The sequence below is a fragment of the Pseudomonas sp. GW821-FHT04D07 genome (assembly GCF_059420225.1).
In genome coordinates this window covers 23,916-36,117 of record NZ_JBWKTH010000035.1, presented here as the reverse complement: position 1 = coordinate 36,117, position 12,202 = coordinate 23,916, and the positions used below count along the sequence as shown (strand labels likewise).

The 12,202-nt window shown below is 52.9% G+C and carries 9 protein-coding genes; all 9 read left to right on the top strand.

The genetic code is table 11. The features are described 5' to 3' along the window. The first annotated feature begins 124 nt into the window (after positions 1–124). The 9 genes from AC07T0_RS28010 (at position 125) to wecB (AC07T0_RS27970) (ending at position 12,195) form a co-directional block, all read left to right on the top strand. Positions 125–1,351: a glycosyltransferase gene (locus AC07T0_RS28010; protein ID WP_495004221.1), complete on the top strand. Its 1,227-nt coding sequence runs from the start codon at positions 125–127 to the stop codon at positions 1,349–1,351. A 190-nt stretch (positions 1,352–1,541) separates the two neighbouring features. After that, positions 1,542–3,002, top strand: coding sequence for an oligosaccharide flippase family protein (locus AC07T0_RS28005; protein ID WP_495004220.1), 1,461 nt, complete (start codon positions 1,542–1,544; stop codon positions 3,000–3,002). A gap of 87 nt (positions 3,003–3,089) precedes the next feature. Next, complete coding sequence (gene asnB, locus AC07T0_RS28000; RefSeq protein WP_495004219.1) at positions 3,090–4,931, top strand: asparagine synthase (glutamine-hydrolyzing); 1,842 nt, start codon at positions 3,090–3,092, stop codon at positions 4,929–4,931. Positions 4,932–5,003: 72 nt separating this feature from the next. Beyond that, the gene (gene wecB, locus AC07T0_RS27995; RefSeq protein WP_495004218.1) at positions 5,004–6,065 is read left to right on the top strand and encodes a non-hydrolyzing UDP-N-acetylglucosamine 2-epimerase; all 1,062 of its coding nucleotides are present in this window, start codon (positions 5,004–5,006) and stop codon (positions 6,063–6,065) included. A 47-nt stretch (positions 6,066–6,112) separates the two neighbouring features. After that, positions 6,113–7,393 carry a glycosyltransferase gene (locus tag AC07T0_RS27990; protein WP_495004217.1) on the top strand — a complete coding sequence of 427 codons (1,281 nt, stop codon included), beginning with the start codon at positions 6,113–6,115 and terminating at the stop codon, positions 7,391–7,393. Positions 7,394–7,908: 515 nt separating this feature from the next. After that, positions 7,909–9,120 (top strand): glycosyltransferase family 4 protein, encoded by a 1,212-nt coding sequence (locus AC07T0_RS27985; RefSeq protein ID WP_495004244.1) that lies wholly within the window; start codon positions 7,909–7,911, stop codon positions 9,118–9,120. Between the two features lie 68 nt (positions 9,121–9,188). Then, a complete protein-coding gene (locus tag AC07T0_RS27980) occupies positions 9,189–10,046 on the top strand; it encodes a dTDP-4-dehydrorhamnose reductase family protein (RefSeq protein ID WP_495004216.1) in 858 nt (285 codons plus the stop codon). A gap of 18 nt (positions 10,047–10,064) precedes the next feature. After that, positions 10,065–11,075 carry a polysaccharide biosynthesis protein gene (locus tag AC07T0_RS27975; protein WP_495004215.1) on the top strand — a complete coding sequence of 337 codons (1,011 nt, stop codon included), beginning with the start codon at positions 10,065–10,067 and terminating at the stop codon, positions 11,073–11,075. After that, entirely contained in the window at positions 11,068–12,195 is a 1,128-nt protein-coding gene (gene wecB / locus AC07T0_RS27970) for a non-hydrolyzing UDP-N-acetylglucosamine 2-epimerase (RefSeq protein ID WP_495004214.1), read from the top strand. The genes AC07T0_RS27975 and wecB (AC07T0_RS27970) overlap by 8 nt, the downstream gene beginning before the upstream one ends. The last annotated feature ends 7 nt before the right edge of the window (positions 12,196–12,202 follow it).

The window sequence follows — 12,202 nt, the reverse complement described above, 5'->3', positions numbered from 1 at the left end:
TCCGTATGTTACCGTATCAATTTTTTGAGATTTTTTGAGGGGGGCGGCGTTGAGAGTTTGTATCGGGCCTCAAGAAATTGCTGGCATTGCGAGTGGACTGGCAAGAGGCTTGCGCGAGCTTGGTGTGGATGCCCGTGTACTGATTTCTATGCCTCACCCCTTTGGCTATGAGCAGTCCGCCCCGACGGGTTGGGTTTTTCAGGTATGGCAGCGTTTGGGATCTGCTCGTTTGTCTACTGCGCGTGCCCAGCTTGTGCGTAAGATCTTTCTGGTGACCGCACATAGTCTCTGGGGCTGGCTTGTGCTTGCCCGTGTATTGTTTCGGTTTGATGCTTTCTTGTTTATCTTTGGCCGGACCATTACAAATTCCCGCTTCGAGCTCTGGTTGCTACGTCGTCTGGGGAAACGAGTGGTGTTTATATACGTTGGCAGCGACGCTCGGCCGCCCTATATGGACGGCGGCCTGTTCCCGGGGGCGGTCGAAGATGCCTTGCCTGCTCAGGCACTGCTGCAGGCTGCAACCCGCCGAGGGAAGCGGCGTATCCAATTGCACGAGCGCTATGCTGACTACCTGGTCAATTCGCCAGCTACTGCGCAGTTCCATGAGAAGCCTTATATCAATTGGTTTGCCATGGGCCTGCCAAAAATGTTGAGCGCCCGGTCGGTGCCGCCGCGAGAGTTCAATGGCAAGGTGCGCATTTTGCACGCGCCATCCAATCCGTTGGTCAAAGGTTCACCGCAGATCCTTGAAATAATAGAGCGACTGCAGGCAAAGGGACATCTGATCGAACTGGTAAAGATTCAGGGCATGTCTAATGAGCGCGTCCTGGAGGAGTTGGCACGCTGCGATTTTGTCGTTGACCAGTTGTATTCCGATACGCCGCTTGCGGCTTTTGCCACCGAAGCGGCGTTTTTTGGTAAACCTGCGGTGGTCGGTGGTTATTTTTCCACTCAGGTGCATGAATATGTGGCGGCAGATGACATACCACCGAGCCTGTTCGTGCTCCCCGACGAGCTGGAGTCGGCAGTTGAGCGTCTGGTTCTAGATCCAATACTACGTGCGGAGTTGGGAGCGCGGGTTCGGCGCTTTGTCACTGAACGATGGGGTGTTAGGAATGTGGCCGAGCGTTATTGGGCTCTGCTGAATGGAGAGGTCCCCGCTCATTGGTGGAGCGATCCACGTGATATTCGTTATGTGGAGGGGTGTGGTCTACCGCGTGAGCGGGTGCAACGTCTGGTTGCCAGTTTGTTGACACAAGGGCCGGGGGATCTGCACGTGACCGATAAACCGGTGCTTGAAAAGGCACTTCTTTGTCTGGCGAGTGGCGTTTCGGCAGATCATAAGGCTTAAGGCTATGCCTTTCATTTCCTCGCCAGATCAGTGGGTACTAATGGCTGGCATGAAAGACATTGTCCATATAGCGGGTTTGAAGGTTGATGCTGCTTTGGCTGCCGGACATTAGCAGTTAAGGCTCATTGTATTAAATGGTCTGTAGTAAAGGCGTGGCGGACAGTGAGCAAAATTTTTGAGGTGGGTGCCCGTGCTTAAGGCCGCGCTGCGTGATAGTTTGATCTACGGCTTGGCTTCTATTTTGACCAAGGGGCTGGCTATTTTTTTATTACCACTTTATACAAGGGTGCTCTCGACTGGCGATTACGGCGCTTTCGACTTACTCATCACCCTGGGTGCGCTGTTGAATCTTACCGTTGCGCTGGAAGTGTCGCAGGGATTGGCGCGCTACTGGGGGGATGTCGAAGACCCGTCCGAGCGTCGGAAGCTTGCCAGCACGACGTTTTGGTTCACCCTGGGCATGTACGGCGTGTTTCTCGTGGCTGGCCTGCTGGCGTCATCACGTTTAAACCAGTTGATTCTCGGTGATGCGGTTTATCTGGATGCCTTTCGCTTTGGGCTGGGTTTCATCGCTATCAATGGCGTCTATTACCTGCTGCTCAATCAGTTTCGTTGGGAGTTGCGCAGTAAGGCTTATGCCATGGTCAGTTTCTCTTATGCGCTGATGACCTTGGTCTTCGCCGTTGTATTCTGCCTGCTACTTCGCAAGGGGCTGGTAGGGGTGATGCTCGCTCAGCTATTGGCTGCGTTTTGCTCAACCTTGATCTGTCTCTGGCTTCTGCGCAGCACCTTCGGTTTTTCCTTCGACGTTAACAGGCTGGGGGCGATGCTGAAGTTTTCTGTACCGCTGGTTCCTGCTGGCTTGGCCGTCTTTGTGAGTCTCTATATCAATCGCGTTGCGTTGATCCATTTTGGATCGCTGGAAGACGTGGGCTTGTTCGGCATTGGCAGCCGTATTGCAGGCCTTTCTGCTTTGCTGATTCTTGGCATCCAGGCGGCGCTGACGCCACTGGTCTACCAGCATTACCGGGAACCGGAGACTCCACATCAGGTTGCCCGGTTATTCGGCTGGTTTACTGCGGTGGCTCTGGCCGGCTGTCTGTTCTTGGCGGTGTTTGCACGTGACCTTATGGCTATTTTCGCAACAGCTGAGTACCTCAGGGGGGCGTCGTTGGTTGTCTTTCTGGCACCTGCCCTGCTTTTATCGCAGATGTATATTTTCGCACCGGGTATTGCCATCCGGAAGAAAACCATCTGGCAGCTTTGGGTGACGCTGCTGTCCGCTACCGTCAGCGCTGCCGGTAACTGGCTGTTGGTTCCGCGGTGGGGCGGGGCGGGTGCGGCAGTGGCAACACTCTTGGCCGCTCTGGTTTTCTTCCTCACCTGGCTGTTGATTAGCCAGCGCCTCTATCGGATTCCCTACAACTGGCGTGCCAGCCTCTTAGGCGTGGCGGCCTTTATTGTGTGTGCATTTCTGAGTGCACAACTGGATCGATTGGATCTCTATTTACCGTTGACCCTGATGCTGAAATCGCTACTACTGGCTGCACTGTCTGTCGTTGTGGTGGCGAGTGGTCTGTTGCCACTTGCAGATATTCGTGCGTTGCTGATTCAGCTTCGCCAGCGTGCCGGTCGACGATCTAATGTGTGATTCTGCAGGCTTGTTTGCCTTGTTTCTGGAGATTGGATAGTCATGTGCGGTATTGCAGGGGGATGGTGGCCGGCTCGGTCGTCCTTGGTGGATGACAGCCTGGCAAGGGCACTCAGCGCCATGCGCCGACGTGGTCCGGACGACCAGGGATATGAGCTGCTTGAGGTTGCAAACGCCGTCGTCGGCCTGGGGCATACACGCCTGTCGATCATCGATCTGTCATCGGCCGGGCATCAGCCGATGCATACGGCTGATGGGGCGCTATCAATCGTTTTCAACGGCGAGATATACAACTATCGGGAATTACGCGAGGAGCTTCGGTCGCTCGGTCATGGCTTTGTTTCTGATTCTGATACCGAAGTGCTGTTAGCCGCGTGGCGTCAATGGGGTAGGGCATGTCTGCCACGCCTGACCGGCATGTTCGCCTTTGCGGTGTTCGATCGGGTTGCGGCAACCTTGACCTCTGTGCGTGATGCTTTTGGCATCAAGCCTTTCTTTTATAGTCAGGAACAAGGTGCATTTTTGTTCGCCTCGGAGGTCGCGGCGATCAAAGCGCTGAAGCGGGAAAGGGCTGCGCTGGACTGGCAGAGTGCCTACGACTATCTGATTCACGGCGATTATGACAGTGGCCCCAGGACCTTTTTTGACGGCATTTCGAATCTATTACCCGGGTATTTGTTGACGGTTGACCTCAAGACCGGTTCGGTTAGCGACCCGCAACGTTGGTGGGTGCCCTCGATTACCGAGCGCGTGGATATGAGCTTTGCTGATGCCGCAGAGCTTGTCAGGGAGCGTTTTCTGCAAAGTGTTCGTTTGCACTTGCGCAGTGATGTGGCGCTTGGAGCTGCATTGTCCGGAGGGATCGATTCATCTGCTGTTGTATGTGCCATGCGTCATGTCGAGCCGAACTTGCCAATCAATACCTTCAGCTATATCGCTCGGGGGAGTGATGTAAGTGAGGAGATATGGGTTGATAGAGTCAATGAGCATGTCGGCGCCACGCCATACAAAATGGTCGTCAGTGCCGATGAGCTTGCACGAGATCTGGATTCAATGATCCTGGCGCAAGGTGAACCTTTCGGTAGTACGAGCATTTACGCTCAGTATCGGGTGTTTCAGTTGGCTAGGGAGCAGGGAGTTACTGTCACTCTGGACGGCCAGGGGGCCGATGAAATGTTGGCGGGTTACAGCGGGTATCCAGGGCAGCGTCTGCGGAGTCTGATTGAAAAGGGACATCTGTCCGAGGCTTGGAGCTTCCTTGATGAGTGGTCCAAGTGGCCCGGGCGCAGTCGGATGGGGGGGGCCAAACGATGCGTGGCTGAAATGACCCAAGGCGCACTGAATCAGGCGTTACGCTCATTGAATGGCATGAACGCATTACCTGCCTGGATCAAAAGTGAACCGCTTGTCGAGCGGGGTATTATCCAGCGTTATCCGCTTCAGCGTTCTGATGTGACTGCGTCCGGCCGACGTGTGGTTGCCGAGCTGGCGCTTTCGTTGACGCGGCGTGGCTTGCCCGCTCTGCTACGCCAGGGAGACCGCAATTCCATGCGTTTCTCTGTTGAAAGCCGGGTGCCTTTCCTTACTTTGGATATGGTGAACCTTTTACTTTCATTGCCAGAGTCCTATCTGATTTCTCCCCAGGGGGAGACGAAGTCTGTGTTCCGTGCTGCCATGCGAGGTATCGTGCCCGATGATATTTTAGATCGCCGTGACAAGATTGGTTTTTCCACTCCGGAACAGGTTTGGCTGACATCAATGGTGGATACAATTCGTGGTTGGCTACGAGTCGACTTGAAATTACCATTTTTCGATCAGGCCGAGGTGTTGCGTGAGTTTGAGTTGATTATGGCTGGCAAAAAACCTTTTTCCTGGCAGGTCTGGCGTTGGATTAATTTTTGTCGCTGGCATAGTCATTTTATTTCTTGATGCTGGGTCGTGGTTGCGCTGGTGTAACATGACAGGTAAGTAAGTATTTGGTTTTTTGAGGGTAAGGGTGTTATGAAGGTATTGTCTGTTGTGGGTGCGCGCCCCCAGTTTGTTAAGGCAGCTGTTGTGTCTCGTGCTTTCTCTGAGTATCCAGAAGAGATCACTGAAATTCTAGTACATACTGGTCAACATTATGATGCCAATATGTCGGAAATTTTCTTTGAGGAGCTGAATATTCCTCATCCGGACTACAACCTGGGTGTTGGAGGCGGTAGTCATGGTCAGAATACGGGGCAGATGCTTGAAAAGCTTGAAGGCTTGATGTTGAAGGTCAAGCCGGATTGGGTCTTGGTATATGGTGACACCGACAGCACTCTTGCCGGGGCGTTGGCGGCAGCGAAGTTACACATTCCTGTCGCTCATGTTGAGGCGGGGCTCCGGTCATTCAACCGACGAATGCCGGAAGAAATTAATCGCGTGTTAACAGATCACGTTTCGACCAAGTTGTTTGTGCCAACAGTTGCCGCACTCCAGAATTTGCAGGCGGAAGGGATATCACCTAGTAAAATTCACGTCGTTGGCGATGTGATGTGCGATGCCACTCGTTATTATGGTGAGCATGCGCGTAAACCAAGTTGGTTTGATGATCTCATCCTTGACAGCAATGATTTTTTACTCTGTACTGTTCATCGAGCTGAAAATACCGACTCTGCTGAGCGCATGCAAGGTATTATTGAAGGTTTGAAGAGGTCTGGTCGCTCAATTGTTTTGCCTTTGCATCCGCGGACTCGTAATAAGCTTGAGCAGTTTAAGATTATACTGCCGAATAATATTCGCGTGGTGGAACCCGTAGGGTACCTTGAGATGAACTGGTTGGAGGCGAACTGTCAGTTAATAGCCACTGATTCTGGTGGGGTACAAAAAGAGGCCTATTTTCATGGGAAGCCTTGCGTAACATTGAGGGATGAAACTGAGTGGGTTGAACTGGTTGAGGGTGGCTTTAATACCCTTGTAGGTGCAGATCCTGGTCTGATTGAGGCGGCTATAACGACAGGCAGAGATCTCAATTTCGATCTCTCTATCTATGGTGACGGGCACTGCGCACTTAAAATTGTCCAAGGGCTGTTGGCTTAAGGCGTTTATTGGCCATGCGCGACTAAAATAGGTAAAGTGAACGTTTGATGAAAATAGTTTTTATTGTGCATTATTTTCCACCTGTTAATAGTGCGGGTGCTAAACGAATTGAGGCTGTCTCAAAGTATTTGGCTGCGGCCAATCATACTGTTACGGTCATCACTACAAAAAAAACCTCTGCAGATGGTAAGTTTACAGAGGCTTTTCCTTGTGGTGTGGATGTTATTGAGCTCAATAATTTTGGTCGATGTTCAAGGTCGATAGAGGCTAATGTCTCCCCGGCGTCTACCCTTGTACTAAAGCCTTCCTGGCAGGGACGGCTAAAAAAGCGTGTTCAGAAGTATTTTGGGCAGATTCCAGATCCAAGGCTACTTTTCGCGTTTTCGTTTTTGAGCCCGATGCTGGATAAACGTGCGTGTCTGGCGTTGTCTTCTGCCGATGTCGTTATAGGATCCTCGCCACCATGGCCGTTACTTTTGGCGGCTGTTTTTTGCAAGAAGAGATTTGATGTTCCCTGTATTTTGGACTATAGGGATCAATTCAGTGAGTGCCATGGAATGCCAGGAGGGGCTTTCGCTAAATGGCTCGAGCGCCGCATTGATCAGTATTTGGTTCGTCTTGCGGACCATGTAGTCACTATTTCTGAACCGATGGCCTCTTACTATAAAGCGATGAATCCTGAGGTTTCGGTCATTATGAATGGCTATGATCACCAGGTTTTTGACGTCGTTCGTTCGAGGGCTGCAGAACCGCCGGCGGGGAAGGTGAGGATTCGTTATATGGGCTTCGTCTATCCTGGACGAATTCCGCATAACTTCATGAAGGCGCTCGTTCGTTTAAAAGAGAAGGATTTGCCTCGTTTCGAAAGTATCAGTGTGGAGTATTATGGTGGCTCAGATCTTGTAAAGGAAGCGGTAAGTGGCTGCTATCCTTCTATTCTGTCTGCGTTTCACTTTAGTTCATCGGTTCCTTACTTGGAGTCGTTACGATTAACCGTTGAGTCGGATTATCTTTTGTTTGCTGAAACCTCCTCAAAGGCGTCACTCAGTGCGCAGGGCATATTGACAACAAAGCTATTCGAGTACATAGGTTCCGGGCGGCCTGTCTTGGCGGACATCTCCGCGGATACTCTGGCGGGGTCGTTGTTACGCAGTGCAAGTAATCGGCATGTTATTGGCGATGAAGAGGAACTGTTTCTGGAGGTGCTAAGCCGTTCAGATTTTTATGTTCGTCAAGAAGACACGTTCTCAGAGTTTTCTCAGGGGTTGTCTCGTCAGGCTCAGGCTCTTCAGTATGCGGATCTAATCTGTTCCATCGCTAGGAAATAGTCAACATTACGAGGAATATTGGAAAATCAAGTGCGTTTGGTGATGCGGAGCATTAGCGTCGGGTTGAATTTCCTCTTCAGTCTCTCCAACGACCCGTGCTGGTCCATTTTCGGTTTGGTGATCCAGCACCTTTAAGCGGCAACTGCTTGAGTAAAATGGGATCGTCAGGACGGTCGTAGGCCATGGCAGTCAGGCTCGGATTATGCCGGGTCAAACCACGAAAGGTGGTGCCAAAACCTGACGCGCAAGGTTGTGTCAGAGGTTAAGCCCAGTGAGCCGCCAGTTCAGTCCCTGAGCGCTCAGCACGAGGGCGGGCTCTTGAAAAAAATCGGGAACGCAGTATCTGAATTCATACACAGCTGGTTGTGCCGCGTTGCCGCCTTTCGCCATGGCAGAATGGGGTGAGCCATGGCACCTTGCCTGGGGGCAACAATCACTGTCAAAATGCGAGCGTATTTCTGAGGCAGGGTCCTAAAATCCAGGTACTCATTTCAACCGAATAGAATGTGAATTTTTTGAAGCTATTAATTTTTTCCCAATATTTTAGTCCTGAAAGCTTCATTATCAATGATATAGCACGAACACTTGCAGCCCAAGGTCATGAGGTTGTGGTGGCTACCGGCAAGCCCAATTATCCAGATGGCAAAATATTCCCGGGGTACCGTGCCTGGGGCTGCCAGCGTGAGCGTTATCTCGAGCGCATCGATGTTTTGAGAGTGCCCTTATGGCCGCGAGGTGAAGGCGGCGCGAAAAACATGGTTCTCAACTATCTTTCATTTGTTATTGGGGGACTGTTGTTTTTCCCTTGGTTGCTGCGAAAGCGAGAATTTGACGCCATTCTGGTTTTCGCCCCGTCACCTATCACCCAGGCTATTCCTGCGATTGTGCTCAAGTGGCTGAAAAAAGCACGTCTTGCCTTGTGGGTGCAGGATCTTTGGCCTGAGAGTCTTGCCGCAACAGGGTTTGTAAAAAATCGGTATCTGCTAAGGATGGTTGGCTGGATGGTCAGGGGGATCTATGCCTGTTGCGATCAACTGCTGGTCCAGTCTCATGCCTTTATCGAACCCGTCGCTGACTATGCATCCCGGAACAAAATTGTCTACTACCCAAACTCTGTAGATGTTCAGGCCCCCAAGGTCGTGGTGCCAATTCCTCATGATTTGTCTGCGGTACTGGAGCGTCATTTTTGTGTCGTCTTTGCTGGCAATCTCGGGACTGTCCAGGCGCTGAGCACACTTCTGCAGGCGGCAATACATTTGCGTGATGACTGCGATATCTGTCTGGTGCTGGTTGGCAGTGGTAGCCGACTGGATTGGCTCAAGGAGCAAAAGCAAGCGCACGGACTGGAAAACCTGATTCTACCAGGCCGTTTTCCCGTTGAAGCCATGCCGGAAATTTTTGCGCGCTCCTCGGCTCTATTGGTTTCTCTCAATGATGAGAGCATTTTCTCCCAAACCATTCCGAGCAAAATCCAGTCTTACCTGGCCGCTGGAAAGCCTATCATTGCGTGCTTGAACGGTGAGGGCGCTCGAATTGTCCAAGAGGCCGGTGCGGGTTTATCCTCTCCCGCCGAGCAGGTACTGCCGCTGGTCGCCACTATTCGTAAGATGCGGAGCCTCAGTGACGTCGAGAGAGAGGCAATGGGACGCTCTGGTCGTGACTATTTTGATCAGCATTTCGAAATGGGGCGGCAGGTCAGTCGTTTGGTCGAGTTGCTGCAGGGCTGATTTTGGCGCTTTAGCCCATCAGCACGCAGTGAGCAGGATTAATTCAAGATTTGGATCTGAGTGGCATCATGAAGATATTAGTGTTGGGCATTACCGGAATGCTCGGTAGTGCTGTATTCAAAGCATTCAGCCAAGATTCTCAGCATGAGGTATGGGGGACTCTGCGTGGTTCGGCGGCCCTCAAGCATTTTTCTGCATTCGATTACGAGCGCATTCTGACGGGAGTCGATGTGCTGGATCAGGACACGCTTGTGACGGCGTTCGCACAGGTACGTCCGGACGTGGTCATCAACTGCGTCGGGCTGATCAAGCAACTGGCCGATGCCAAGGACCCGCTGACGGCGCTGCCGATCAATGCCATGTTGCCGCATCGGCTGACACGGCTCTGTGCCCTGAGCGGTGCGCGCCTGATTCATGTCAGCACCGATTGCGTCTTCTCTGGACGTAAAGGTGGTTACCTGGAAAGTGATCTTTCGGATGCCGAAGATCTGTACGGAAAATCCAAGTACATCGGCGAACTGCACGACCTGCCCAATGCGATCACCCTGCGCACCTCGATCATCGGTCATGAGTTGAACTCCAGTCACTCTCTGGTGGATTGGTTCCTGGCGCAACAAGGCAGTGTGCGAGGCTTTTCCCGGGCTATTTTCTCCGGGCTGCCCACCGCTGAGCTGGCTCGGGTCATGAAAGACTTCGTCCTGCCGCACCCGGAGCTCAATGGCCTGTATCATGTCGCGGCAGAGCCGATTGCCAAGCTGGACCTGTTGACCTTGATTGCCGGTCAATACGGCAAGTCCATCGAGATCCACCCAGACGCGGCACTAGTGATCGATCGTTCGCTCAACAGCGAACGCTTCACTCAGGCTACTGGATACAAAGCCCCAACCTGGCCCCGGCTCATCGAGCTGATGCACGCCACTCGCTAACGAATTCGGAAGGTTTACATGTTCGACGACAAGGTATTGATGATCACCGGTGGTACCGGTTCTTTCGGCCATACGGTCCTCAAGCGTTTTCTCAATACCGCTGTGCGCGAGATTCGCATCTTCAGTCGTGATGAGAAGAAGCAGGAAGACATGCGTATTGCCTTGGCCAATGACAAGGTCAAGTTCTACATCGGCGATGTCCGCGATTACGACAGTTTGTCCCAGGCGATGGTCGGTGTGGATTACATCTTCCACGCCGCGGCACTGAAACAGGTGCCGTCCTGCGAGTTCTATCCGATGGAAGCGGTGCGCACCAATGTGCTGGGTACCGAGAACGTGCTGAATGCCGCGATTGCCAGTGGTGTGCAGCGGGTTGTGGTGTTGAGCACCGACAAAGCCGTCTATCCGATCAACGCCATGGGTATCTCCAAGGCCATGGCGGAAAAGCTGATGGTGGCCAAGTCGCGCATGATCCCGGCCAAAGGCCCGGTTATTTGCGCCACCCGTTATGGCAACGTCATGGCCTCGCGTGGTTCGGTGATTCCATTGTTCGTCGATCAACTGCGCTCAGGTGAAGTGCTGACGGTGACTGACCCGCACATGACCCGCTTCCTCATGTCGCTTGAAGACTCGGTCGACCTGGTTTTGCATGCTTTCGAACACGGCCAGCAGGGTGATTTGTTCGTCCAGAAAGCCCCGGCTTCTACTGTCGGTGATTTGGCCGAAGCGCTCAAGCAACTGTTTGGCAAGAGCAACGAAGTCAAGGTTATCGGTACTCGCCACGGCGAGAAACTCTATGAGTCGCTGGTTTCCCGAGAGGAAATGGCCAAGGCCGAAGACATGGGGCGTTACTACCGGATTCCGGCGGATAACCGCGACCTGAACTACAAGAAGTACTTTGTCGAGGGCGAACAGCGGATCTCCGAGCTGGACGATTACACCTCCCACAATACAACGCGCCTGGATGTGCCTGGGATCAAGGAACTGTTGCTCAAGCTCGACTACATCAAGGAGCAACTCGATGCTTAAGGTCATGACGCTGGTCGGCACACGTCCCGAGCTGATCAAGATGAGCCGGGTTATCGCCGAGCTGGATCGCCAGGTCGATCATGTGCTGGTGCATTCCGGGCAGAACTACGATTACGAACTCAATCAAGTGTTCTTCGACGATCTGGAGATCCGCAAACCGGACCATTTCCTTGGTGCTGCCGGCGATACGGCGGCCAAGACCATCGCCGAAGTCATTGCCAAGTCCGATGAAATCTTCGAGCTGGAAAAGCCTGACGCGTTGCTGCTGTATGGCGACACCAATACTTGCCTGGCGGTGATCGCAGCCAAGCGTCGCAAGATTCCGGTGTTCCATATGGAAGCGGGCAACCGCTGCTTCGATCAACGGGTGCCTGAGGAGCTGAACCGCAAGGTGCTGGATCACCTCAGTGACATCAACATGGTGCTGACCGAGCATGCTCGCCGTTATCTGATCGCCGAGGGCATTCGTCCTGAAACGATCATCAAGACCGGCTCGCACATGCAGGAAGTCCTCGACTACTACATGCCCAAGATCGAACAGTCCGATGTGTTGGAACGCAGTGGTCTGGAGCAGGACAAGTTCTTTATCGTCAGTGCTCACCGTGAGGAGAACGTCGATACGCCGGATAACCTGCGTGATTTGCTCGATACCCTGCGGGCCCTGGCCGATCACTATGGCTTCCCATTGATCGTTTCGACGCATCCACGTACCCGCAAGCGTCTGAAAGCCTTGGGGGAGTCGCTCGATCACCCGTTGATCCGCTTCGTCAAACCGTTCGGCCTGCTGGACTACATCAAGCTGCAGATGTCGGCGTTCTGTGTGCTCTCTGACAGCGGCACCATCACCGAAGAAGCTTCGCTGCTGAACCTGCCCGCTGTCACCCTGCGCAATGCCCACGAGCGTCCCGAGGGGATGGATGAAGGCACGCTGATCATGAGCGGCTTGAAGCGTGGTTCGGTGATGGATGCGGTACGGGTGGTTACCAGCCAACATTCTCGCGATGAGCGCAAAGTGCCGTTGGTGCCGGACTATCAAGGTGGGCCGGTTTCGTTGCAAGTGGTTCGTGTGGTGCTGAGTTACACCGACTACATCAACCGTACGGTATGGAACAAAGTTTGAACTCACT

What these genes read in the sequence shown, in the direction of transcription:
- wecB (WP_495004218.1), top strand. Translation starts at nt 5,004, where the DNA reads ATGAAGGTATTGTCTGTTGTGGGTGCGCGCCCCCAGTTTGTTAAGGCA.
- AC07T0_RS27990 (WP_495004217.1), top strand. Translation starts at nt 6,113, where the DNA reads ATGAAAATAGTTTTTATTGTGCATTATTTTCCACCTGTTAATAGTGCG.
- AC07T0_RS27980 (WP_495004216.1), top strand. Translation starts at nt 9,189, where the DNA reads ATGAAGATATTAGTGTTGGGCATTACCGGAATGCTCGGTAGTGCTGTA.
- AC07T0_RS27975 (WP_495004215.1), top strand. Translation starts at nt 10,065, where the DNA reads ATGTTCGACGACAAGGTATTGATGATCACCGGTGGTACCGGTTCTTTC.
- wecB (WP_495004214.1), top strand. Translation starts at nt 11,068, where the DNA reads ATGCTTAAGGTCATGACGCTGGTCGGCACACGTCCCGAGCTGATCAAG.